24 protein-coding genes are annotated in these 21,824 nt (G+C 68.1%); 12 read left to right on the top strand and 12 right to left on the bottom strand.

Annotated features, from left to right (window positions below):
* Entirely contained in the window at positions 1 to 1,020 is a 1,020-nt protein-coding gene (gnd, locus tag DAT35_RS06795) for a phosphogluconate dehydrogenase (NAD(+)-dependent, decarboxylating) (RefSeq protein WP_108066068.1), read from the bottom strand.
* A gap of 150 nt (positions 1,021 to 1,170) precedes the next feature.
* On the opposite strand from gnd, the gene DAT35_RS06800 reads away from it, so the two are divergent.
* The 3 genes from DAT35_RS06800 to DAT35_RS06810 are packed head-to-tail and all read left to right on the top strand — an operon-like array spanning position 1,171 to position 4,630.
* The gene (locus DAT35_RS06800; RefSeq protein ID WP_255415143.1) at positions 1,171 to 3,102 is read left to right on the top strand and encodes a glycoside hydrolase family 15 protein; all 1,932 of its coding nucleotides are present in this window, start codon (positions 1,171 to 1,173) and stop codon (positions 3,100 to 3,102) included.
* 48 nt (positions 3,103 to 3,150) lie between these two features.
* A complete protein-coding gene (locus tag DAT35_RS06805) occupies positions 3,151 to 3,846 on the top strand; it encodes a TIGR02269 family lipoprotein (protein ID WP_108066070.1) in 696 nt (231 codons plus the stop codon).
* Between the two features lie 25 nt (positions 3,847 to 3,871).
* Positions 3,872 to 4,630, top strand: a complete 759-nt coding sequence (locus DAT35_RS06810) for a double-CXXCG motif protein (protein ID WP_108066071.1) — start codon at positions 3,872 to 3,874, stop codon at positions 4,628 to 4,630.
* Between the two features lie 28 nt (positions 4,631 to 4,658).
* On the opposite strand, the gene DAT35_RS06815 is transcribed toward DAT35_RS06810, so the two are convergent.
* The gene (locus DAT35_RS06815) at positions 4,659 to 5,189 is read right to left on the bottom strand and encodes a hypothetical protein (RefSeq protein WP_108066072.1); all 531 of its coding nucleotides are present in this window, start codon (positions 5,187 to 5,189) and stop codon (positions 4,659 to 4,661) included.
* Positions 5,190 to 5,225: 36 nt separating this feature from the next.
* Positions 5,226 to 5,996: an SDR family NAD(P)-dependent oxidoreductase gene (locus DAT35_RS06820; RefSeq protein WP_108066073.1), complete on the bottom strand. Its 771-nt coding sequence runs from the start codon at positions 5,994 to 5,996 to the stop codon at positions 5,226 to 5,228.
* Between the two features lie 350 nt (positions 5,997 to 6,346).
* Between DAT35_RS06820 and DAT35_RS06825 the strand changes: the two genes are divergently transcribed.
* The 4 genes from DAT35_RS06825 to DAT35_RS06840 all read left to right on the top strand — a co-directional run bounded on the left by DAT35_RS06825 (position 6,347) and on the right by DAT35_RS06840 (position 9,576).
* Positions 6,347 to 7,894: an ELWxxDGT repeat protein gene (locus DAT35_RS06825; RefSeq protein WP_158501578.1), complete on the top strand. Its 1,548-nt coding sequence runs from the start codon at positions 6,347 to 6,349 to the stop codon at positions 7,892 to 7,894.
* A 175-nt stretch (positions 7,895 to 8,069) separates the two neighbouring features.
* On the top strand, positions 8,070 to 8,393 hold the full coding sequence (locus tag DAT35_RS06830; protein WP_108066075.1) for a hypothetical protein: 324 nt from the start codon (positions 8,070 to 8,072) through the stop codon (positions 8,391 to 8,393).
* Between the two features lie 83 nt (positions 8,394 to 8,476).
* Entirely contained in the window at positions 8,477 to 8,719 is a 243-nt protein-coding gene (locus tag DAT35_RS06835; RefSeq protein WP_108066076.1) for a hypothetical protein, read from the top strand.
* Positions 8,720 to 8,871: 152 nt separating this feature from the next.
* On the top strand, positions 8,872 to 9,576 hold the full coding sequence (locus DAT35_RS06840) for a hydrolase (protein ID WP_108066077.1): 705 nt from the start codon (positions 8,872 to 8,874) through the stop codon (positions 9,574 to 9,576).
* Position 9,577: 1 nt separating this feature from the next.
* Here the strand turns inward: DAT35_RS06840 and DAT35_RS06845 are convergent, their stop codons facing one another.
* The 4 genes from DAT35_RS06845 to DAT35_RS06860 all read right to left on the bottom strand — a co-directional run bounded on the left by DAT35_RS06845 (position 9,578) and on the right by DAT35_RS06860 (position 13,002).
* A complete protein-coding gene (locus DAT35_RS06845; protein WP_108066078.1) occupies positions 9,578 to 10,813 on the bottom strand; it encodes an MlaD family protein in 1,236 nt (411 codons plus the stop codon).
* Positions 10,810 to 11,631, bottom strand: a complete 822-nt coding sequence (locus DAT35_RS06850; RefSeq protein ID WP_108066079.1) for an ABC transporter ATP-binding protein — start codon at positions 11,629 to 11,631, stop codon at positions 10,810 to 10,812. Before DAT35_RS06850 ends, DAT35_RS06845 begins: the two co-directional genes overlap by 4 nt.
* A 7-nt stretch (positions 11,632 to 11,638) precedes the next feature.
* Positions 11,639 to 12,376, bottom strand: coding sequence for an ABC transporter permease (locus DAT35_RS06855; RefSeq protein WP_233261366.1), 738 nt, complete (start codon positions 12,374 to 12,376; stop codon positions 11,639 to 11,641).
* Positions 12,377 to 12,483: 107 nt separating this feature from the next.
* Entirely contained in the window at positions 12,484 to 13,002 is a 519-nt protein-coding gene (locus tag DAT35_RS06860) for a hypothetical protein (protein ID WP_199242844.1), read from the bottom strand.
* Positions 13,003 to 13,195: 193 nt separating this feature from the next.
* Here DAT35_RS06860 and DAT35_RS06865 point away from each other — a divergent pair, with 193 nt between their 5' ends.
* A complete protein-coding gene (locus tag DAT35_RS06865) occupies positions 13,196 to 13,561 on the top strand; it encodes a hypothetical protein (RefSeq protein ID WP_108066082.1) in 366 nt (121 codons plus the stop codon).
* 70 nt (positions 13,562 to 13,631) lie between these two features.
* On the opposite strand, the gene DAT35_RS06870 is transcribed toward DAT35_RS06865, so the two are convergent.
* Complete coding sequence (locus DAT35_RS06870; RefSeq protein ID WP_108066083.1) at positions 13,632 to 13,991, bottom strand: hypothetical protein; 360 nt, start codon at positions 13,989 to 13,991, stop codon at positions 13,632 to 13,634.
* A gap of 356 nt (positions 13,992 to 14,347) precedes the next feature.
* Between DAT35_RS06870 and DAT35_RS06875 the strand changes: the two genes are divergently transcribed.
* A complete protein-coding gene (locus tag DAT35_RS06875) occupies positions 14,348 to 14,806 on the top strand; it encodes a DoxX family protein (RefSeq protein ID WP_108066084.1) in 459 nt (152 codons plus the stop codon).
* A gap of 134 nt (positions 14,807 to 14,940) precedes the next feature.
* Here DAT35_RS06875 and DAT35_RS06880 read toward each other — a convergent pair whose 3' ends face one another.
* Together DAT35_RS06880 and DAT35_RS06885 are read right to left on the bottom strand one after the other, a co-directional pair.
* A complete protein-coding gene (locus tag DAT35_RS06880; RefSeq protein WP_108066085.1) occupies positions 14,941 to 15,912 on the bottom strand; it encodes a hypothetical protein in 972 nt (323 codons plus the stop codon).
* Positions 15,913 to 16,261: 349 nt separating this feature from the next.
* Positions 16,262 to 17,140 carry a LysR family transcriptional regulator gene (locus DAT35_RS06885; RefSeq protein WP_108066086.1) on the bottom strand — a complete coding sequence of 293 codons (879 nt, stop codon included), beginning with the start codon at positions 17,138 to 17,140 and terminating at the stop codon, positions 16,262 to 16,264.
* A gap of 111 nt (positions 17,141 to 17,251) precedes the next feature.
* On the opposite strand from DAT35_RS06885, the gene DAT35_RS06890 reads away from it, so the two are divergent.
* The 3 genes from DAT35_RS06890 to DAT35_RS06900 are packed head-to-tail and all read left to right on the top strand — an operon-like array spanning position 17,252 to position 19,893.
* Positions 17,252 to 17,551: a YiaA/YiaB family inner membrane protein gene (locus tag DAT35_RS06890; RefSeq protein ID WP_108066434.1), complete on the top strand. Its 300-nt coding sequence runs from the start codon at positions 17,252 to 17,254 to the stop codon at positions 17,549 to 17,551.
* Positions 17,552 to 17,604: 53 nt separating this feature from the next.
* Positions 17,605 to 19,173 (top strand): AAA family ATPase, encoded by a 1,569-nt coding sequence (locus DAT35_RS06895; protein ID WP_108066087.1) that lies wholly within the window; start codon positions 17,605 to 17,607, stop codon positions 19,171 to 19,173.
* A gap of 3 nt (positions 19,174 to 19,176) precedes the next feature.
* Positions 19,177 to 19,893 (top strand): hypothetical protein, encoded by a 717-nt coding sequence (locus DAT35_RS06900; RefSeq protein WP_108066088.1) that lies wholly within the window; start codon positions 19,177 to 19,179, stop codon positions 19,891 to 19,893.
* 10 nt (positions 19,894 to 19,903) lie between these two features.
* Here the strand turns inward: DAT35_RS06900 and DAT35_RS06905 are convergent, their stop codons facing one another.
* Positions 19,904 to 20,368 carry a response regulator gene (locus DAT35_RS06905; RefSeq protein ID WP_199242828.1) on the bottom strand — a complete coding sequence of 155 codons (465 nt, stop codon included), beginning with the start codon at positions 20,366 to 20,368 and terminating at the stop codon, positions 19,904 to 19,906.
* A 5-nt stretch (positions 20,369 to 20,373) separates the two neighbouring features.
* Complete coding sequence (locus DAT35_RS06910) at positions 20,374 to 21,639, bottom strand: ATP-binding protein (RefSeq protein WP_108066090.1); 1,266 nt, start codon at positions 21,637 to 21,639, stop codon at positions 20,374 to 20,376.
* Between the last annotated feature and the right edge of the window lie 185 nt (positions 21,640 to 21,824).

Consider the following 21,824-nt stretch of genomic DNA (forward strand, 5'->3'; position numbering starts at 1 on the left):
TCACCCGCCTCCCTTCTTTTCCACGTGGCCACCAAACTGGAGGCGCATGGCGGACAGCACCCTGTCCGCGAAGTCGCTCGCCCCCCGGCTGCTGAAGCGCTGGTAGAGGGCACTGCCGAGCACGGGCGCTGGCACGCCCTCGTCGATGGCCGCCGCCAGCGTCCACCGCCCCTCTCCGGAGTCGGCGACGTGGCCGGTATACTCTTTCAACTCGGGGCTCTGCCGCAGGACCTCGGCGGTGAGGTCCAACAGCCAGGAGCCGATGACGCTGCCCCGCCGCCACAGCTCGGTCACCTCGGGCAGGTCGAACGTGTAGCGGTATTCCTCGGGGTTGCGCAGCGGCGCCGTCTCCGCGTCGGTGGCGTGCGGGCGCAGGCCGGCGTCCGCGTGGCACAGGATGTTGAGCCCCTCGGCGTAGGCCGCCATGAGGCCGTACTCGATGCCGTTGTGCACCATCTTCACGAAGTGGCCCGCCCCGTTCGGCCCGCAGTGCAGCCAGCCCTGCTCGGCGGGCGTTGGAGGACCCTCGCGGCCGGGCGTGCGCGGCGCGGCCTGGACTCCGGGCGCCAGCGTGGTGAAGACAGGCTCGAGCCGGAGCACGGACTCCCGCTCGCCACCCACCATCAGACAGTAGCCTCGCTCCACACCCCACACCCCTCCGCTCACTCCCACGTCCACATAGTGGAGGCCCCGCTGGCGCAGCTGTGCCGCGCGCCGCAGGTCGTCGCGGTGAGAGGAATTGCCGCCGTCGATGACGGTGTCACCGGCCTGAAGCAGAGGCACCAGCTTCTCGAGCGTGCCGTCCACCACGGCCGCCGGGAGCATCATCCACACCATGCGGGGGGCCGCGAGCTGGCGCACCAGCTCCTCGAGCGAGAAGGCACCCGCCGCGCCTGCCTTCTGGAGATCCTCCACCGCCTCGCGGCGCACGTCGGCGACGACGCAGCGGTGCCCTGCCCGGAGCAACCGGCGCACCATGGCGGCGCCCATCCGGCCGAGCCCGATCATTCCCAGCTCCATTCCCCTCATTCCTCTCCGGGGATGCGGCCGGCCCGCCCTTGTCCCGAGGGCGAACCGGGGAGGGCCCGGGTGCCCGTCCGGCCCTCCACCCCGTGCGCATGAGCGGCGCACCTGGGGTGTCGTTCTCAACCTGTGCACCAGGCAAGTGGCATGGCAGCACGAAGCACGCCGGGAACAAGCCGAGACCCGCGTGCCCCTGGCCGAGGATGGGACGGCCGAGCGGCCCCGGCTCGCCCGCTTGTCCTTCACCGTCTGGCGTCCCACCTTGCAGGGGCCATGTCCCGGCCCATCGAGGACTACGCTCTCATTGGAGACACCCAGACGGCCGCGCTGGTGAGCACGGAGGGTTCCATCGACTGGCTGTGCCTGCCGCGCTTCGACTCGGGCGCATGTTTCGCGGCGCTGCTCGGCGAACCGGAGCACGGCCGCTGGCTGCTGGCGCCCGCGGGAGGTCCCCCGCCCCAGGTGCGGCGACGCTACCGCGAGGGCACCCTCGTGCTGGAGACGGAGTTCACCACGCCGGAGGGTGTGGTCCGGGTGGTGGACTGCATGCCCCCGCGCGACCGCACGCCGGACGTCATCCGCGTGGTGGAGGGCGTGAAGGGACAGGTGCCCATGCACCTGGAGCTCATCATCCGCTTCGACTACGGCTCGGTGGTGCCCTGGGTCACCCGGGATGGCGCGGAGCTCCACGCGGTGGGAGGTCCGGACGCGCTCAGCCTCTACACCCCGGTCAAGATGCATGGGCGGCACCTCACCACCGTGGCGGACTTCACCGTCTCCGAGGGCCAACGGCTCCCCTTCATCCTGCGGTGGTATCCCTCCCACGAGTCACCACCGGCGCCCCTCGAGCCCATGATGGCACTGGCGGACACCGAGGCGTGGTGGCGCGAGTGGTCCAGCCGCTGCACCTATCAGGGCCCCTGGCGCGAGCCCGTGCTCACCTCGTTGATGACGCTCAAGGCCCTCACGTACGCGCCCACGGGAGGCATCGTGGCGGCGCCCACCACCTCGCTGCCCGAGCGGCTGGGGGGCGTGCGCAACTGGGACTACCGCTTCTGCTGGCTGCGCGACGCCACCTTCACCCTGTACGCCCTGCTGCTCAGCGGCTTTCACGAGGAGGCCAAGGCCTGGCGCGACTGGCTGCTGCGCTCCGTGGCCGGGGACCCCGCGAAGATTCAAATCATGTACGGCGTGGCCGGAGAGCGCCGCCTCACCGAGGCCTCCCTGGACTGGCTGCCGGGGTACGAGGGCTCAGGCCCGGTGCGCACGGGCAACGCCGCCTTCCGCCAGTTCCAGCTCGACGTCTTCGGCGAGCTGATGGATTCGCTGTTCCAGGCAAGACGCGCCGGGATTGCCGCCGAGCGCCATGCCTGGAGCATGACGCTGGTGCTGATGGACTTCCTGGAGGCCGTGTGGAAGCAGCCGGACGAGGGGCTATGGGAGGTGCGAGGCCCGAGGCAGCACTTCACCCACTCGAAGATGATGGCGTGGGTGGCCTTCGACAGGACGGTGAGGATGGTGGAGCGCTTCGGGAATACGGGGCCGGTGGAGCACTGGCGGAAGGCTCGCGACACCCTCCACGCGGAGATCTGCGAGCGGGCCTGGGACGCGCGGCGCGGCGCCTTCACGCAGGCCTATGGCTCATCGGTCCTGGACGCGAGCCTGCTGCTGATGCCACTCGTGGGCTTCCTGCCTCCAACGGATCCGCGAGTGGTGGGCACGGTGCACGCCATCGAGCGGGAGTTGATGCAGGACGGCCTCGTGCGGCGCTACCACACCCACGAGACGGAGGATGGACTGCCACCGGGCGAAGGCGCCTTCCTGGCCTGCACCTTCTGGCTCGCGGACAACTACGTCCTGCAAGGGCGGGTGGACGAGGCGAAGGCGCTCTTCCAGCACATGCTGGAGCTGCGCAACGACGTGGGCCTGCTGGCCGAGGAGTACGACCCGGTGGCGAAGCGCCAGTTGGGAAACTTCCCGCAGGCATTCTCCCACGTGGGTCTGGTCAACACGGCCTACAACCTCACCGAGCATCTCCCGAGCCCGGCCCTGCACCGGCAGGCCTCCAACGAAGAGTAGCGTCAGCGCGGTGAGGGTCCGGACCACGTCCGGAGTAGGATGGTCCGGATGAACCGTCCGAGCTTCAGGCGCGGATTCGCGCTCCTCTGCCTGTTGTTGAGTGCTTGTGCCTCCTCGACGTCCTCCGTGCGCGAGGACGGCGAGACACTCGATGCCGAGTCCTCGTGGGAGGAGGCCCGGGCAGACCCGAGCTGCGTGGTGCCGCTGTGCGACGAGGCGCGCTGTGCCGTGTGGCGCTGCCAGGACCTGGTCGAGGTGGAGGACGCTTCGACCGTGGTGTTGGCTCGTGGGCCCGTGGGTCTTCGTCCGCCCCTGGTGGGCAATCCCAGCCGCTGGTGGGGACGAACGCTGGCCGCTCCCACCTACGAAGAACCCGTCTTCGAGATTCCCTGGCACAACTGGAGGACACGCGAACAGTCCAAGGCCCCGAAGCACCCGCTCTCGTGCATGGGTCCGCCCGAACCGCTCGAGAAGCACCACATCTTCCCGCAGCAGGAACTCTTGGCCGAATGGTTCAAGGAGAAGAAGATCGATATCCACGCATTCACCATTCGCCTGCCCAGAGGCTTCCACCAGTGGCTGCACAGTGGAGGTCCTCAAGGTGGCCAGTGGAATGAGGCTTGGCGGCAATTCCAGAAGAAGTACCCTGACGCCAACGAAGAGAAGATCTGGAGATTCGCCTTCGAGCTCATGGATCGATTCGGAGTGAATGGCCTTCCACTCCTGCCCTACTACTGCCCCTGAAGAATGGGCCACGAAGAACTTACGTATGCGCTACTTCACCGTCGAAGAAGACAGAGCTTCGGGTTACACGGGCGACATTGACGGCTCGCACAAGTGGGGGCTGCCAGGGCTCGACACCTGCCCTGCCTGCAAGTCCACCTGGAGTGACAACTCCCGAGCGTACCCCTCGGTAGACTTGACCTCGGTAGCCGCCCTGGCCGACTTCGAGGAGGCCCGGGCCGAGCCCATCGAGGAGTACGAAAGAATGCGTGAGCTGGTACGCCCCCTGTGCCCCCCAGGGGCCCTGCTGGGACCGGGTACGGACCTGGGCCCATTCGTGGGCAGGGGCCAGGGCCGTTTCGGGCAGTTCGTGACTCCAGTTCCCTGGTTGCTTCTGGTCCGGCGAGAGGCACTCGAGAAGCTCCAGGCCGAGGGACTGCGAGGACTCAAGGGCTGCCCCACACAGATCCGCTTTCGACAGCGCAACGCTCCCGAGCTGCTCGAGTTGGAGATCCTTCCCACGGGCCGCTTGCACACCGACTGCCTGGCCCCAAACCGCGAACCTCGCTGCACTCGCTGCGGTCGCTTTGGTCTCGCCCTGCCCGATGAGCCCCTACTGGACGCCACCACGATTCCCAGTCACGTGGACGTGTTCCGCCTGGAGGACTTCTCCACCGTCATCGTCTGCACCGAGCGCTTCGTCAACGCCAGTCAGCGCCTGGGCCTGGACGGCGTGACCTTCCAGCCCCTGCCCGTCTCTGGCTCCACGGAGCAGGCCCGCACACCGGAGAGGCCCGCCTCATAGCGCGAAGGAAAGACGGGACGCAGTCCGCTCAGACGCGGAAGGGGCCGGAGTGGCCCTGCGGCCAGAGCACTCGAGGCTCCTCGCCCTCGCGAATGACGGCGATGAGGGCCCCCTCCAACACGTCCTCATCGTCGAGCGCCTCGACGACGGTGCGCACGGCGACCTCCGCGTCCATCACGTAGCAGAAGACGTTCATGCGCCCGGGCTGAGTCTCCCCGCCTTCCACCTCGCCATTGCCCGTCCAGCCCAGCACGTCCGTGAGCAATTCCTCCACGGCGTGGCGCTTCTCGAAGTCGTGCCCCGTTCCCTTGCCCTGCAGCGGGTACTGGATAACGAGCGGTGTCATCGCATCCGGGTCCGGCTCGTCGTAGCCCTGGTCCACCAGCGGCTCGGCCGCCTGGGCGATGGCCATGTCCGGGTCCTCGTCGGCGGGGAAGGGCTGCTCCTTCTCCTCTCCCTGCTCGCCGACGACGCCCCAATGCACGGTGACCTTGTCGCCGTGCACCCACGCCTCCCAGTAACGGAGCGTGTCGCCTTCCTTCTTGTAGAGCTTCAGCACGCGCGCACTCTACACGCGAGCCCGCGACAGCCCGAGTCAGAAGGCACGGCCCTGTCCACCATCCACCGGCACGGTGGCCCCCGTCACCCAGCGGGCCCGCTCCGAGCACAGGAAGACGACCACGTCGGCCACCTCCTCGGGGGTGCCGAAACGGCCCCAGGGCAGCGCCTCGCGCACCATCTTCTCCACCTTCTCCGGCGATGCCTGCCTCCGCCGGTCCCAACTGCCTCCGGGGAAGAGGATGGAGCCTGGGGCCACTCCGTTGACGCGGATGCGGTGGCGCGCCAGGTCGAGCGCCATCTCCTTGGTGAGCGCGGTGAGGCCCGCCTTGGCCGCCGTGTAGGGCGCGCTGGTGCCGTACTCGCGGCCGTAGATGGAGTTGATGTGCACGATGCAGCCTCCGCCCTTCGCCTTCATGACCTCCACCGCGTGCTGGCTGCACCACACGGCGGCCATGAGGTTGCGGTCGACCACATCCCGCCACTGCGCGGCCGTGGCCGCCTCGAACGAGCCCGCGCCTCCGCTGCCCCCCACGTTGTTGACGAGGATGTCCAACGCACCGAAGGCCCGCACCGCCGCATCCACCGCCGCCGCCGCGCCCTCAGGAGTGGCCACGTCTCCCGCCACGGTGACCACCTCGGCACCGGACGCGCGGAGCTCCGCCGCCGTCGCCTCCAGCCCCTCCGCCCCGCGAGCGCTCAGACACACCCGCACGCCCTCGCGAGCCAGCGCTGTGGCGATGGCCCGGCCGATGCCCCGGCTGCTGCCCGTGACGAGTGCCGCCTTGCCCTTGAGTTCCAGATCCATGCGTCGCTTTCTACCCTGGCGCCGCGCCGCGCGTGGACCCGCATCAGGGTGGAAGTATCTCCTGCCCGGGGTGGATGACTTCTCCCTCGACCTCAACGTGCGGTGCCGGAAACTCGCACGCATCCCCCGAACAATGGCCGGAGCGGGCGCCCTCGCCAGATTTGCCGCTCCGCGCGGAGCTCGCGCGGCGGAGGGGGAAACAGATGAACCGACGACATTGCTGGCTCCCGCTAGCAGGGGCCTGTGTGCTGTTCACCGCCTGCGGCCCGGCGGAGGCTCCAGAGGAAACGGTTTCAGAGGAAACGGACACTCGCGACACCGGGGAGACGTCCACGCCGGAGGAAGAGGTATTGCTCGAGGCGTCCCACGAGCATCCCGGGTGTGCGTGTCGGCCGCCCGTCCTGACCACGGACCTAACCCCGGGCCCCGAGGGCTCGAACGTCCGGATCATCTTCGACCTGGACGGGACGCCCCTGGTCAGCGTCGAAGACGCAGCCGGCGGCAATGCTCTGTGGAAGCTGGTGGAGCGCAGGGACGGGGGGTGCGAGGACTCCACCTGGGACGCGGTGCTCCTCAAGAGTGGCTTCACCGGGCTGCCGCTGTTCGTCGCCTTCGCCATCACGGACCGGACGCTCTACTTCGCCGCCGACGACGGGATTCACGGCGCCGAGCTGTGGAAGACCGATGGCACGCCCGAGGGCACGGTGCTGGTCAAGGACATCCAACCGGGTAGCGCCGAGTCACTGCCGCTGAACTTCCTCATCGTGGGCAGGACGCTCTACTTCACCGCCGACGATGGCGAACATGGCCGTGAGCTGTGGAAGAGCGATGGCACCGAGCGCGGCACCCGGCTCGTCGAGGACATCTCCCCCGGCCTCCCCGGCTCCGAGCCGCGGAACCTGACGAGGGCGAGCAACCAGCGCATCCTCTTCAACGCCGACGACGGCACCCATGGCCGCGAGCCGTGGAGGAGTGACGGCACTCCGGGCGGCACCCGGCTCGTCGAGGACATCTTCCCCGGCCTGCCCGGCTCCGAGCCAGGCCCACTGCTCGAGGTGAAGGACCACCGGTTCCTCTTCAGCGCCGACGATGGCACCCATGGCCGCGAGCTGTGGAGGACGGATGGCACGCCGGGAGGCACCCGGCTCGTCGAGGACATCCGTCCCGGCGCCCTGGGCTCGGACATCCCCACCAATCCCTTCACCGATCTGGCCGTCGTGGAGCGGAGACTCTACTTCTCGGCGGATGACGGCGAGCACGGTCCCGAGCTGTGGAAGAGCGACGGCACGCCGGGAGGCACCCGGCTCGTCGAGGACATCCGCCCGGGGCCCGAGGGCTCCAGTCCCGGCAACCTGAAACCGCTGGGTGAGAAGGTCTTCTTCTCGGCCGACGATGGCACGCACGGCCGCGAGCCCTGGCGCAGCGACGGCTCCTCGGGCGGCACCTTCCTGCTGGCGGATGTCTTCCCGGGGCCCGACACCTCATTTCCGAGCGGCTTCCCGGCGCGAGGAAAGGTCTACTTCTATGCCTTCAGTCCCGACTTCGGGCACGAGCTCTGGGTGACCAACGGTTCCCGCAGCGGGACACACATCGTGAAGGACATCCAGCCGGGCCCTGGCAATGCCTTCCCTGGAGATCCCAACGACCCCTACGCCGTGGGGAGCGGCCTCATTTTCCAGGCCACCGACGCAACCCATGGCGCGGAGCTGTGGTGGACCGACGGGACCGAGGAGGGAACAATGATGGCGGACATCTTCCCAGGATCGTCGAGCTCGGACCCGTTCAACTTCACGCGCGTCGGCCCATGGGTCTACTTCACGCCCAACGACGGCGTGCACGGCCGGGAGGTGTGGGCGCTGCCCGTGGCGTGCTTCCCAAATACCGGCGGCTCCCGATAACCCGCCGTTGAAGTGCCCAGGGAGCGGGCACCCCAACACCTGACGCATTGACCCCCCACCCCCCGGCCAGAGGACCACCGGGTGGGAGGGGGCTTCGCACCTTCATCACTCGTGGGATTGCCCGCCCCATCGCGGCGCCTCACCTTCGCGGCGAGGGGGGAGAGGAGCACGCGTCATGGCCACCGGCACCACCCGCCCCACCAGCTACTTCACCACCCGGATGTTGGTGGCCTATCTCATCGCCTACGCCATTGCCGCCGTGGGAATCGTGCTCGCGTTCGCGCTCTCCTCCGTGCCCTGGCTCGCATTCGGCATCTGGCTCGCGGCCAGCCTCACCGTGCTCCTCATCGACCGGTCGGTTGGCGAGCGGACGCCCAGGGGAGGGTACGAAGCCACGGAGAGCTTCGGCGCCATCTTCCATGGCAGTCCGGCGGCGCTCACCGTCATCGCCATCATGGGCGTGGCCGCACTGCTCGTCGCCTTCCTCGCGCACTGGTAGGAAGGATTCCCGTCACAACCGTGAGCAGCCCTCCTCTGTGTCTCTGTCTGTGATTGCAGACGCAACGAGACGGAGTGCGCGCCATGAATCCACCACCTGCTTCCAGCGGCAGGAGCCTCACGCTGTACGCCCTGGGCTACGCCCTCGCCATCCTCTCCGTCGTGCTCGACGTCCACGGCGGCGGAGTCCTCTTCGCGTTCCTCGGGCTGATGGGCTCCATCCTGCTGACCACCCTGCTGCTCTACCAGTTGGCCCGTGCGATGGCGTACAGCCCGATGGAGGAGCCCGCTCGCATGCCCTCCGGCAAGCAGCGCCCGCCCGCCTGAGCGCCGCGGCGAGCCTTGTGCCCGGATATTCCTCGGGAAGGGCGGTCTCCCCTCCTCCCTCTCCCGCCCGGAGAGGGGTCATCACCCGCTTGGATTGTGCGCCTCTTCCCGGATGACCACGCTCCACTCATGTCCGCCTTCTGGAGGAGCGCATGCTTCAGGTTTTTCAGCGGAGTGTCCTGCTCGCCGCCCCGGACCGGTTGCTGGAGGGCGATCTGGCCATCCCCGAGAGCGCCTCGGGCATCGCCATCTTCGCCCACGGCAGTAGCGCCCACTTCTACAACGCGCGCCACATGCACATCGCCGGCGCACTCAACCAGAAGGGCATCGCGACATTGATGCTCGACCTGCTCACCGTGGCGGAGGAGCTGAGCGCGGGCTACGAGCAGAACCCGCGCTTCGCCATCGACATGCTGGCCGGCCGCCTGCTCGCCGCCCGGGAATGGCTCCTGGGCGACCAGGAGCTGCGCTACCTCCCCGCCGGCTATGTCGGCTCCCACATCGGCGTCGGCGCCGCGTTCGTGGCCGCCGCCCGCCAGCCCGAGCGCATCGTCGCCCTCGTCTCCCCTGCGGGCCGGATGGACCTGGTCTCGGACATCCTCCCGCAGGTGCGAACGCCCACGCTCCTCATCGTCCCCGGCGATGACGTGGACAGCCTGCTCACCAACCAGAAGGCGCTCGACATGCTGCGCGGGGAGACGTCCCTGCGCATCGTCCCCCACGCCACCAGCCACTTCGACGAGCCGGGTACGCTCGACGACGCAGCCCGGCTCACCTGCGACTGGTTCACCCGCTACTTCCGCCAGGCCACGCAGATGAAATACGGCTGGGCGGATGCCCAGGGCCGCTGGGTGTGAATCAGGGGCCCTGGCTGGGAGGCACGGGCGGCGGAGGGGGCAGGACGGGGAGCGTCGTCCTGGAGTCTCCCGCGCCACCCACGCCGCGCACGTCCTCCTCCTGCTTCGGAGGCTCCAGCGGCCGACCCACGTATTGAACGTTGTCGTTGTTGCCGATGGCGAAGCGCACCAGTGCGCGCAGCACGCGGTTGCGCTTCACGTTGCCCACCACCTCGCGCAGGTCCTCGTACACCGTCGGGTCCCGGATGATGCCGCCCAACGAGCCCTCGCCGCTCGCCACCATGGACGTAATCCGCTTGATGTCCGCCGCGGCACTGCCCAGGTCCGACAGCATGGTGCCCGCGTTCCCGTACACCAACTGGTGCACCGCACCATCGGGGTTCTTCTTCGCGTCCTCGAGGATCCCGGAGAGCTGTTCCGCCGCTTCGCCCAGCTCCTTGAGCGATTGGGCCCCCTCCTGGCCGAAGATGAGCGCATGCGCCGTGCCGTCACCGTGGCGCACCTCGTCGAGCAGCGCATCCACGTGCCCCAACGCCTTGTCCATCCGCAAGGCCACGCTCGAGGTATTCGCCAGGAGCCGCCGCACCTCCCTGCCCGTCTGCTTGTCGTAGATGAGCGCGTGCAGGGCCCCGTCCCCCTTCTCCACTTCCCCGAGCAGCATCCGCAGGCTGCGCATGCTGGCGGCCAGGTCCTCGGCCACCTGGGGATTGGCATACGCATCCACCGCCTTGCGCACCGTGCGGCTCACCGCCACCGAGTCCTCCAGCACCTGTGCCGCGCCGCGCATCAGCGAGGACAGGTCTCCCCCCGGGGTGCTCGGAATCACTCCTCCCGGGGGCACCACGGGCTCCTCCATCGAGCCGACGGTGATGTCCACCGCCATGTCGCCCAGCACCCCCATGCTGGCCAGCCGCGCCACCGAGTCCCTCCGCACCCGCTGCGCGTACTCCGTGCTCAGACTCAGCTGGACCTCCAGGCGCTTCTCTCCGGGCTTGGACGGAAAGCGCACCCCGGAAACCTTGCCCACCTCCAGGCCCCCCAGCCACACCGGCGACTGCGGGGACAGTCCCTGGACGTTCTCGAAGTAGGTATTGTACGTCACCTCCTTCTCGAACAGGCGCGTCTCCTGCCCGATGAGGAAGACGATGAGGCCCGCCAGCGACAGCGCCAGGGCCACGAAGATGCCCACCCGCAACGCCAGGCGCTGCTCCTTCGACGTATTGCCGAAGAGACTCATGGCGCCACCTCCTCCCACGGCTGGAACTCGCCGCGCCGCGCATCCAGGAAGGCCCGCACCTCCGGCACCGTGGAGACCCGCATCTCCTCCGGCGCGCCCACCTGGACGATGCGCCGGTTGGCGAGCATGGCGATCCGGTCGGACACGGTGAAGGCACTCATCATGTCGTGGGTCACCACGATGGACGTGCACCCGAGCTGTTTCTGCATGGAACGAATCATCTGGTTGATGCTCTCGGTGGTGACGGGGTCCAACCCCGTGGTGGGCTCATCCCAGAGGATGACCTCCGGGTTCGTGGCGATGGCCCTCGCCAGGCCCACGCGCTTCTTCATTCCGCCGGACAGATCCGCGGGCCGCATCTCCTCGATGCCCGGCAGGTTCACGAGCGACAGCTTCTCGGCCACCCGCTCCCGAGTCTCCTCGGGCGACATGTCCGGGAAGTGCTCGCGCAGCGGATAGGCGATGTTCTCCCCCACCGTGAGCGAGTCGAACAACGCCGAGCCCTGGAAGACCATGGCCACGTGCCGGCGCACGTCGATGAAGTCCTCCTCGCGGAAGTCCGTGAGGTCCTGCTCCTCGAAGAGGATGCGGCCGGCGTCCGGCCTCAGCAACCCGATGAGGCACTTGAGCAGCACGCTCTTGCCGCTGCCCGAGCCGCCAATGACGGTGAGCGTCTCCCCCGCCGTCACGGAGAGCTGCAGGTCATCGAAGACGCGCTTGGGCCCGAAGGACTTCTGCAGGTGCTCGAAGCGGATGAGCTCCTCGCCGCGAGAGGGCGGGCGGAAGCGCAGGCGGGGCGTGGGGCGACGGAAGAGCATCTGGGGGTCACATGGTGATCTTGGTGATGAAGAAGTCGGCCAGCAGCACCGTGACGGAGGTGATGGCCACGGTCTGGGTGGTGGCGCGGCCCACGCCCTCGGTGCCCCCCTCGACGGTGAGCCCGCGGAAGCAGCCGACGATGCCGACGATGCCCCCGAAGACGAAGCCCTTGAAGACGCCGGAGAGGAAGTCGCTCATCAGCACGGTGTCGAGCGCGCCCTGGAAGAACTGGTTGAAGCTGATGCCATACTGGACATTCACCACGAGGGCGCCGGCCAGCATGCCCACGGTGTCCGCCAGCACGGTGAGCGCGGGCATGAGGACGAAGCAGGCCAGCACCCGGGGCACCACCAGCTTGCGCAGCGGGTCCGCCCCCAGGGCGCGGATGGCGTCCACCTGCTCGGTGACCGTCATGGAGCCCAGCTCGGCGGCGATGCCCGACCCCACGCGTGCCCCCACGGTGAGGGCGATGAGCACCGGGGACAACTCCCGGAACAGGGTGAGCACCACCACCCGGCCCACGGTGTACTGCACGCCGAAGCGCCCCAGGAAGAAGCCGAACTGCAGGGCGATGACGAGCCCGGCGAAGGTGGCCGTCAGCAGGGCGATGGACATGGAGCGCACGCCCAGCGCCTCCACCTGGTAGACGAACGCGGCGGGCGCATAGGGCGGACTCACCGCGCGCGCCATCACCTTGCCTGTCATCACCACGAGCGCGCCCAGCCGCTCCATCCGGGCCCGCATGCGCTCGCGGAGGGTGCCGCCCTCGGCACTGATGGCCCCCGCCTGGGAGGACTCCACCGGCCGGTGGTGGTGATGGGGATGAGAGGGATGCAGCCCGACGCCCGTCGTCATGAGGTGCGCTCCGAGTGGAAACCGCCCACCAGCGACTCGAAGTCCGCGACCCGGTCCTCGAAACGCCCCAGGGGCGCCACGTAGGTGAAGTCGTACACACAACCATCCTTCTTCATCACCAGGAGCAGCAGCTCCACGGGCACGCCGTCCAACTTGGCCTGGTAGTGCGAGCGCAGCGCCTCGCGCTCGTCCAGCACCACCGTCTGGTGCGCCACTTCCTGGCGCTCGGTGAAGCCGATGAGGAGGTGGCGGGTGAGCACATCGAGCGGAGCGTCCTTGCGCTCCTGACAGGTGGCGTTCACCGAGAGCGCGTGGCCGGTGTCCTCGGTGTACCAGGCGAGGTCATTGTTGGAGAGCTTCACCCGCTCCCAGACGGGCGGCAGCGCGCCGACGCGGTAGCGCACCCCGGGCTTGCTGAGCACGTGGTCCTCGAAGCGCACCCCTCGGTGGCAGCCCACGGCGGACGCAAGTAGCAAAGACAACGCGAAGACGTGACGAGTGGCTCCCAGCTCCATCGCCGCGAGGGTAGGCACCCGGGACAAGTCCTGTGAGTTCCAGGGGGGGATGAAAGGTTGACTTCCGGGCCACGCGAGGGGCGAGCGGGCGCGCCGTGCGCATGCCACGCCGAGCGTTCCTCCAATGGTGGACAGATGCGGATGTTAGGGCCTGAACCCTTGCCACTGGGAAACTCGGAGGAGGAGGCACCTCATGGACGGTGGGTTGGGACTGTTCGGATTGGGATTGTTCCTGCTGTCGATTGCCCTCCTGTATGCCCGGGAGGCATACGGGCTGGCATGGCTGCTCCTGGCGATGTCGCTCATCTCCATGGGCTTCGCCATGGCGGAGACGCCGCGGCGCCGGGAGGTGGCGCTGGGCATCGGAGCGGTGTGCATCGTGGCGGCGCTGGTGAGCCTGGCCACCGCGGTGACGTGGTGGTGGGTGGTGGCCACGGCGGTGTTTGGCGTGGCGTACCTGGTGCTGTGGGCGGAGTTCCGCTTCCCCTTCTTCCAGCACATCCCCCAGGAGGCCTCCGGGCCAGGCTCCTCCCCCGCGAGGCGCATGCGCCGACGGTGAGCGGAGAAAGACGACGGCCCGCCGTGGGAGTCCACGACGGGCCGGTGGGGAAGCGGGAAGTGCGCGGGGACTAGAGTTGGCCCTGCTGGTCGAGCACCCAGAGCGTGGCGGCCACGATGTCCGGGCAGTCGTAGACGCGCTGGGCGTCGCTCACGGTGGCCCAGGTGGAGCCGCCCTTGTAGATACGGCCGTTCTCGATGGTGGCCTGGGTGCTGCCACCCACCTCGACGGCGTAGTTGCCGCCGCGCTTGACGGCCTTGCCCCGGGAGCTGCCCCCCTTCTCGATGGTGACGTCCGCGCCCGAGGTGCGCACGGTGTAGTGGGTGCTGCCGCTCTTCTCCACCCGGTTGCCATGGCACTGGTACTCGGCGGCGAAGGCAGGTGCCGAGGCCAGGGCGAGCGCGGCGATCAGCATCGACATCTTGTTCACGGAACTCCTCCAGGGAATGGGACGCACGGTCCCGCGTGCATGGACCCAGCCTGACACCCCGGCCTGACATGCCGCGTCATGACCCAGAAACCTGACCTCGGGACGGAGCAACTCCACGTGAGAAGCCCCTTCACCGGGTGGCGAAGTCCTGGGAGGAAACATCACCCCCTGCCTGGTAGCAGCCGCCCCGACACCTCATCACGAGCGACGGTGCCTCCACGGCCTCTCCACAGCAGGAGGCTCACCGCGCTGACGGAGACGATTGTTCGGCATTCCGAACGATTCGTTCCCGCGTGTCGTCTTCTGCTTTTCGCGTCTCCGAAGCATTCAAAGAGCGTCAAGGAGGCAGCACAAACATGACGCTCGACGAACGGTTCGACAATCCTCGCCTGCGGGACGCAGGCGCCACCTTCCTGCGGCTCGGCCTGGGCCTGGTCTTCCTCGCACACGCCTTCGCCAAGCTCTTCCTCTTCACCCTGCCGGGCACCGTGCAGTTCTTCTCCGCGCACGGCTTCCCCGGCTGGACGGCCTACCCGGTGTTCGCGGCGGAGCTGCTCGGCGGCGCACTCCTCGTCCTCGGCATCCAGACACGCCTCGTGTCGCTCGTGCTCATCCCCGTCATGGTGGGCGCGCTGCTGGTGCACCTGCCCTCCGGGTGGATGTTCACGAACCCGGGTGGCGGCTGGGAGTACGTCGCCTTCCTCATCTCCGCGCTCGGCACGCAGGTCCTGCTCGGCGATGGGGCCTTCGCGCTCGGACGTGTCATCTCGCGTCGCTCGCCCAAGGCGCGGCTCGCCCACGCCGCCGGCGCGTAGGCTCGCGGTCCATTCCAGGGAGCATCCCCGGCAGATGCACACGGGCCCACGCCCCCGCAGCCCCCATCTCGGGAGGGTCGCGGAGGCGTGGGCCTGCATGGACTGAAGAGAGCCGTACCGCCCCTCCCGTCGGATCAGAGGTAATTGTGCAGCACCGTCCCGGAGCAGGTCAGGGAGCCGACATTCTGGACGGTGAGGACATACTCTCGCTCGGCGGTTCCGTCCGAATTGATCACCTGCCGATAGTGGGAGCCCGTCACCTCGAGCTGACAGGTGCTGCTACCGACGGCGCCAGCCGGAGACAGCCCCGTCGCGTAGACGCGGTCGAGCGGGTTGGCGTTGTTCCACGTCCAGGACTTGGACGTACCAGGGGTCAGGGAGCCGGTCGCCCAGGACGAGTTCGCGTTGGTGACCGTCACCAGCTGGATGTCACCCTGGCAGGCGATCGCGCCGACATTCGTCACCGTGAAGTGGAACTCCCGCTCTCCGCCCGGTTGCTGGATGTACCAGCTGCGGGTCACCTCGAGCTCGCAGGGAGTGGTGCTGGTCGACCCGGAGGGCGAGACGCCAACGAAATGCGAGGCCGTGAGGGGGTTGGCGTTGTTCCACGTCCAGCTCTTCGACGCGCCGACATCGATCCCACCCGTCGCCCAGGTATTGGAGCGATCCTGCCAACCGAGCAGGATGTTCGTACCGCAGGCGATACTGCCCGTGTTCTTGATGGTGAAGTGGAACTCGCGCTCCCCGCCGTATTGCTGGACGTCCCAGGAACGAGAGACCTCGAACTGGCACGCGCTCGTGGTGCTCGCGCCCGTTGGCGACAAGCCCACCTTGAAGGCGCCGGTGAGGCTGGAGTTGTTCCAGTACCAGTGCTGGGTGGCACCGGGCGAAACAGAGCCCGAGTACCACGACGACGTGAGCCCCATGAGGCCTGGGCTCAAGGCCATTCCCCTGACGCCCTCGACAGCCGCGGCCGCCCTGCCGTCGAGCGCAGCGGGGAGTGCTTCATCCTTGGAGTCGGCCTGCACCTCCCCTGGCTCCACTCCGCAGCCAGTGAGCAGCGTCGTCCCGAATGCAGCCAGCGCGGCGAGTTTGATGATCTTCATTGACGAGCCTTTTCGTTCTGCCGGATGGGTTTACGACACACCCGCGCAAGTCGGCTCCGGTAACCGACTGCTCGGACGAAACCTGTGATGGAGACGGACCTTTCGCGCTCCAGGTGCGCATTCCGGCCAGCACGAGCCCAGCGGGTGCACCAGACGGCGTCCACCTCATCGGCGGCCGGACGCAGCAGCCTCTAGAGCAACGAAGATGCCAACCCGCGGGGCGCGGAATCGGCCCGGAAATGGCGCGAGGAACGGCAAGGATTGCCGTTCCCCGGCGGCACCCGGCAATCCTTGCCGGCAACGGTTGCAAGCACGCGCGCCGCGAATGCGACGGGCACACGCTGGCATCTCACGGTTTCGGCGCGAGTCCCAACAGCGCATCGATGAGGGGGTTGCGCTGCTTGCCCTTGCGCCAGGCGGCGTAGATGGGGAACTCGCGGGCCGGCTCGGTGAGGGGTTGCGCCACCACGCCAGGGACCTTTGGCCCGCGAGGCAGCAGCGAGGCCAGCAGCGAATAGCCGAGCCCCGCGGCGACGAAGCCGAGGATGGTCTCGGACGAGTCCGCCGCGTACATCCGCTGAGGCACCACGCCGAAATGCGCGAGCGCCGCGAGCTGCAGGTCCCTCAACTGCGGGTCCGAGCTGTAGGTGATGAAGGGCTCGTCCCGGAAGAGGTCGGGGCTCACCGGACCCTTGCGTGCGAGCCGATGGTTGGACGGGAAGACGAGGAAGGGGCGCGTCTTCCCCACCTGCTGCGCCTCGAAGTCCGAAGGCACCTCGGGCAGGTGGTCCACCAGCAGGTCCGCCTCGCCCGAGCGCACGAGCGCCACCGCGGGCACCTTCGCCTCGAAGAGGGCCACCTCGATGTCGGGCCGTTGTCCCTGCAACCGCCGCAGCCAGGGCGGCAGCAGGTGGCGCAGCGTGTGTCCCGACGCGTGGATGCGCAGCCGCCCTCCCACCTCCCCCGTGCGCAACGAGCGCTCCAACGCGGGCAGTCCCTCGTAGAAGGACGCCACGTAGTCGTAGAGCACACGGCCCTGCGGCGTGAGCACGACGCGGTCCTTTCCCACCCGCTCGAAGAGGCGCACGCCCAGCTCGGACTCCAGCCGCTTCACCTGCTGGTGCACACCCGGCTGGGTGATGGGGTACGGGAATGCACGGGCCGCCCGCGCGTATCCCTCGCATCGCGCGACCCAGTAGAAGCCCTCGAGACGCTGGAGCTGAATCATATACTGGAGCTTATCGAAGGACGCTCCATTAGTTCCATGCGGTTTGCGAGGAACGAGGGCATCTTGTGTCCCGTCAACGCGCTTCCACACGCGCTTCCGAACGAGGCCACCATGTCCCGCCAGCCCAACACCACCGCCGTGCAGCCGACCCACAGTGGCGCCTGGGTCATCCAGTCGTGGCTGTCCTTCGCCCTGTCCATTGGCGTGACGGCCATCGGCATCTACCACCTGCCGGTGGACGGCTGGCAGAAGGCCTTCCTGGGCATGGGGCTGCTCTTCAGCATCGGCTCCACCTTCAGCCTGTCCAAGACGGTGCGCGACCAGGCCGAGCAGCAGCGCATCACCGCCCGTATCGACGAGGCTCGCGTCACCAAGCTGCTCGCCGAGGTGGACCCTGTCGTCCTCAAGTAGGCCCGCCTGCCCCCCTGGTGCGCGGGCTCCTCCCGGGCTGGTATACCCGCAGCATGGCGTCCAGCCCCGCGCTCCCCCGTCCCGGGTCTCCGTCCTCCTCCGCTCCGTGGCTGGAGGAGCTCGACATCCTCATCCGCGCCCGCTACCCCCTGCTCTACCTCGTGTCGTGGGAAGAGCACCGGCTCGACACCCTCCTCGCGGACATGGCCCGGGCCCACGGCAAGGCGCTCCTCACCTGGTCCGTCACCCGCGGCCTGCGTCACCAGGGCAACACCCGCGGCCCCGTCCTCCCCGAGGACACGCGCAACCCGCTCGAGGCCATCGCCGCCATCGAAAAGCTCAACGAGCCCTCGCTCGTCGTGCTCAAGGACTTCCATCCCTACCTCGAGGAGAAGTCCGTGGTGCGCGCCCTGCGCGAGCTCGCCCACTACCTCAAGAGCACCTTCACCACCGTCATCCTCCTGTCTCCCACGCTCACCATCCCCACCGAGCTGGAGAAGGAGGTGTCCGTGCTCGACGTCCCGCTGCCCGGCTTCCAGGAGCTGCTCAACCTGCTCAAGGAGATCGTCGCGGTGGTGCGCCGGAGCAACAAGGCCACCATCGAGCTGTCGCGTGAGAACGCCGCACAGCTCATCCAGGCGGCCCAGGGACTCACGCTGACCGAGGCGGAGAACGCCTTCGCCAAGGCCATCGCCTACGACGGCAGACTGGACGCCGCAGACATCCGCCGGGTGCAGGACGAGAAGCGCCAGGTCATCCGCAAGAGCGGGCTGCTCGAGTTCTACCCACCAGAGCAGGACCTGGGAAACGTGGGCGGTCTGCGGAATCTCAAACAGTGGCTCGACCGGCGCACCGCAGCCTTCGGTGAGCGCGCCCGCCAGTTCGGCCTGCCCGAGCCCCGGGGCCTGCTGATGCTCGGCGTGCAGGGCTGCGGCAAGAGCCTCACTTCGAAGGCCATCGCCGCACACTGGAACCTGCCCCTGCTGCGGCTCGACATGGGCCGCATCTTCAGCGGGCTGGTGGGCTCCTCCGAGGAGAACCTCCGCAAGGCCATCCGCGTCGCCGAGAGCATCGCCCCCGTGGTGCTCTGGGTGGATGAGATTGAGAAAGGCCTGTCCGGCGTGGCTTCCTCGGGCACGACGGATGGCGGCGTCACCGCGCGCGTCTTCGGCACGCTGCTCACCTGGCTCCAGGAGAAGACAGCCCCGGTGTTCGTGGTGGCCACCGCCAACCGGATTGAAGGCCTGCCTCCCGAGCTGCTGCGCAAGGGGCGCTTCGACGAGATCTTCTTCATCGACCTGCCGGAAGCCACCGAGCGCCGCGACATCTTCCACATCCACCTGCAACGGCGGAAGCGGGACCCGACCGCGTATGACCTGAGCGCGCTGGCCGAGCTGGCCGTGGACTTCAGCGGCGCGGAGATAGAGCAGGTCGTCATCGCCGCGCTCTACGAGGCCTTCGGAGAGGGAGTGGAGCTGGAGCAGCGCCACCTCACCCGGGCCATCCGGGAGACCTTCCCCATCGCCGTCACCATGCGGGATGAGATCCTCCGGCTGCGCGAGTGGGCCCGGGGACGCACGCGGCCCGCCTCATCGTCCCGAAGTGACGCGGAGAAGGAGTAGACGATGTCCTCCAACAAGTTCTCCCGCTTCCTGCACCTCGAGCGCTCGCGCGGCGACAAGACGCCCCCGGGAGGACAGGTGCGGCTGCAGGACGGCAACCGCTTCGAGTCCGTTGCGGGGCCCGGAGAGACACCCGCCTCGGTGTCCGTGCCCGAGGCCCACGTCGAGCGCTTCAAGCTCCACGGGCAGACACCGCTGGCGCTCGATGACACCTCCGCGCAGGCAGAGCACTTCCCGCGCTGCGTCCGGTGCCAGAGCGAGAACGGCCGCTTCACCCGGGAGTGCACGACGTGCGGCGCGGACCTCCAGGCGTCCGAGCAGCTCGCGTACAACGAGGAGCGTCAGCACGCCCAGGAGCAGGCCGAGCTCCAGCTCCGCGAGCAGATGGAGGCCGTCCAGAAGGCCCGCCAGCACACCGACGCCCAGCGGCTCGCCGAGCAGCAACGGTACATGGAGCAGCTCCACCAGGCGCTGGAGAAGGACCGCTCGTTCCTGAGCAGGCTCCAGCCCTTCGTCACCCCATCCATCGGCGTGGGGCTGCTGCGCCTCATCCCCCATCCGCTCGCGCGGTGGATGACCCTGGCGTGGGCCATCGGTCTGCCCGTGCTGCTCGTGCGCTTCGGCAACACGCCCCTCCGGTTGCTCGGGCTATACCTGGGGGTGCTCGTCTTCCTGAGCTTCATCCCCACCTCGCTCCTGACGGCGGGGCGGCGCTGGTGAGGAGCCCCGCTCAGGGCTCGTCGCCGTTGCGGACGCGGGGCAGCTCGACGAGCTGGAACCAGTGCTGGTCGAGCACCCGCACCACATCCACGAGCCCCTCGAAGGTCACCGGCTTGGTGATGAAGCAGTTGGCCCCCAGGTTGTAGCTGCGCAGGATGTCCTCCTCCGTCTTGGAGGTGGTCAAGACGACCACGGGGATGTGCCGGAGCGAGGGGTCGCTCTTGATCTCCTTCAACGCCTCGCGGCCATCCTTGCGGGGCATGTTCAGGTCCAGGAGGATCAACCCCGGGCGAGGCGAGTCCTTCGGGTTGGTATGGCGGCCACGGCGGTACAGGTAGTCGAGCAGTTCCTCTCCGTCCTCGACACACCGGAAGTCATTGGCGAGCCGGCTCTCCTCCAACGCGGAGCGGGCGAACTGCCGGTCATCCTCGTCATCATCGGCCATCAAGATGGTTACGGGTTTGCGTGGCTCCATGATGTCTACCTGCTCCTGGACTGCACCAGCGGCAGCCTGATGATGAACGTCGCACCATTTCCGGGGGAGCTGCGCGCGCCAATCGTCCCGCCGTGCCGCTCGACAATCTTGCGGCAGATGGCCAGGCCAATCCCTGTCCCCTCGTACTTTCCTCGCCCGTGCAGGCGCTGGAACACATCGAAGATGCGGTCGAGGTACTTCTCCTCGAAGCCGATGCCGTTGTCCGCCACCCGCAGCTCGCACCACCGGGTCGCCGCATCGACCGAGGCCTCGACGGAGATGACCGGAGCCACGTCGTCACGGCGGAATTTGAGGGCGTTGCTCATGAGGTTCTGGAACAACTGCCGCATCTGCGTGGGGTCCGCGTCGAGCGTGGGTAACTCGCCGAGCGTGACGGTCGCCCCCTGCCGCTCGATGGCCGTCTCGAGGTCCTCCTTCACCTCGCGAGCAACCCGGGCGAGGTCCACGGGGACGAAGGGCTGTGCCATCGACGTCACCCGGGAGAAGGAGAGCAGGTCGTCGATGAGGCTGCGCATGCGCGTCGCCGCCTGCAGCATCCGCTCGAGATAGCCGAGCCCCTCGGCCCCCATCGTGGCGGACGCCACCGTCTTCAGCCGCGCCCCGAAGGTCTGGATCTTCCGCAGCGGCTCCTGGAGATCATGCGAGGCCACGGAGGCGAAGCTCTCCAGCTCGCGGTTGGACTGTTCCAGACGGGCCTGGGTCTGCTTGAGGGCCGAGATGTCCGTCATGATCATCGTGAAGCCGATGACCTCGCCCCGGTCCTTGATGGGCCCGACCTGCACCATGTACCACGCGGGGCCAGTAGCCGTGGCGGACGGGGCGTCGAAGGACACGGTCTCGCCATTCTCCAACACCTTGCGGATATAGCCGCGAACCCGCTCCAGCTCCTCTGGAAGGACCCAATCGTAGACGCTCTTTCCAACCACCTCCGCGGGGGAGTAGCCCGGTGTGGTGTAGTTGAAGAAACGGACCTTCGCGTCGACGTCACACGCGAGCATCATGCTCGGCGACTGCTCGACCAGCGCCTGGATGCCAAAGGTCTCGCGATCCACCGTCCGGTGCGACTCGAGTTGCAGCGCCAGTTGGTTGAGCGCCGCGGCCATCGGCGCGAGCGGCCCCTCGCCTACCTGGCATCGGACGTGGGGCTCATTGGCCGCCAGCCGGGCGACCACCTGCAACAAATACTCGAGCGTCGTCTCGCCAGCCGCGGCCGTGCTGGAGGCCTCATCACCACTTCGGGAGCTCACCATGGCCCTCGACTCGCGCCCGGGAGAACCCTCTTGGACAGCGCTCTCTTGGGCGAACAACATGAAGGAAACTGAAACAACGGTGTAAGCAAAGTGATGACTTCGTTACCAACCCATCACCGTGGAAACACGTTCCACTCGCGGTGAGAGTCCCCCCGCCCAGCCAGGATTCATGATTGTCATTCAAA

Origin of the sequence: Vitiosangium sp. GDMCC 1.1324, assembly GCF_003044305.1 — a bacterium.
Taxonomy (GTDB): domain Bacteria; phylum Myxococcota; class Myxococcia; order Myxococcales; family Myxococcaceae; genus Archangium.

Bases quoted from the DNA above. Each gene is read 5' to 3' on its own strand.
- gnd (WP_108066068.1), bottom strand. From the start codon at position 1,020: ATGGAGCTGGGAATGATCGGGCTCGGCCGGATGGGCGCCGCCATGGTG.
- DAT35_RS06800 (WP_255415143.1), top strand. From the start codon at position 1,171: ATGGCAGCACGAAGCACGCCGGGAACAAGCCGAGACCCGCGTGCCCCT.
- DAT35_RS06805 (WP_108066070.1), top strand. From the start codon at position 3,151: ATGAACCGTCCGAGCTTCAGGCGCGGATTCGCGCTCCTCTGCCTGTTG.
- DAT35_RS06810 (WP_108066071.1), top strand. From the start codon at position 3,872: ATGCGCTACTTCACCGTCGAAGAAGACAGAGCTTCGGGTTACACGGGC.
- DAT35_RS06820 (WP_108066073.1), bottom strand. From the start codon at position 5,996: ATGGATCTGGAACTCAAGGGCAAGGCGGCACTCGTCACGGGCAGCAGC.
- DAT35_RS06830 (WP_108066075.1), top strand. From the start codon at position 8,070: ATGGCCACCGGCACCACCCGCCCCACCAGCTACTTCACCACCCGGATG.
- DAT35_RS06835 (WP_108066076.1), top strand. From the start codon at position 8,477: ATGAATCCACCACCTGCTTCCAGCGGCAGGAGCCTCACGCTGTACGCC.
- DAT35_RS06840 (WP_108066077.1), top strand. From the start codon at position 8,872: ATGCTTCAGGTTTTTCAGCGGAGTGTCCTGCTCGCCGCCCCGGACCGG.
- DAT35_RS06845 (WP_108066078.1), bottom strand. From the start codon at position 10,813: ATGAGTCTCTTCGGCAATACGTCGAAGGAGCAGCGCCTGGCGTTGCGG.
- DAT35_RS06850 (WP_108066079.1), bottom strand. From the start codon at position 11,631: ATGCTCTTCCGTCGCCCCACGCCCCGCCTGCGCTTCCGCCCGCCCTCT.
- DAT35_RS06855 (WP_233261366.1), bottom strand. From the start codon at position 12,376: ATGCGGGCCCGGATGGAGCGGCTGGGCGCGCTCGTGGTGATGACAGGC.
- DAT35_RS06860 (WP_199242844.1), bottom strand. From the start codon at position 13,002: ATGGAGCTGGGAGCCACTCGTCACGTCTTCGCGTTGTCTTTGCTACTT.
- DAT35_RS06865 (WP_108066082.1), top strand. From the start codon at position 13,196: ATGGACGGTGGGTTGGGACTGTTCGGATTGGGATTGTTCCTGCTGTCG.
- DAT35_RS06875 (WP_108066084.1), top strand. From the start codon at position 14,348: ATGACGCTCGACGAACGGTTCGACAATCCTCGCCTGCGGGACGCAGGC.
- DAT35_RS06880 (WP_108066085.1), bottom strand. From the start codon at position 15,912: ATGAAGATCATCAAACTCGCCGCGCTGGCTGCATTCGGGACGACGCTG.
- DAT35_RS06885 (WP_108066086.1), bottom strand. From the start codon at position 17,140: ATGATTCAGCTCCAGCGTCTCGAGGGCTTCTACTGGGTCGCGCGATGC.
- DAT35_RS06890 (WP_108066434.1), top strand. From the start codon at position 17,252: ATGTCCCGCCAGCCCAACACCACCGCCGTGCAGCCGACCCACAGTGGC.
- DAT35_RS06895 (WP_108066087.1), top strand. From the start codon at position 17,605: ATGGCGTCCAGCCCCGCGCTCCCCCGTCCCGGGTCTCCGTCCTCCTCC.
- DAT35_RS06900 (WP_108066088.1), top strand. From the start codon at position 19,177: ATGTCCTCCAACAAGTTCTCCCGCTTCCTGCACCTCGAGCGCTCGCGC.
- DAT35_RS06905 (WP_199242828.1), bottom strand. From the start codon at position 20,368: ATGGAGCCACGCAAACCCGTAACCATCTTGATGGCCGATGATGACGAG.
- DAT35_RS06910 (WP_108066090.1), bottom strand. From the start codon at position 21,639: ATGGTGAGCTCCCGAAGTGGTGATGAGGCCTCCAGCACGGCCGCGGCT.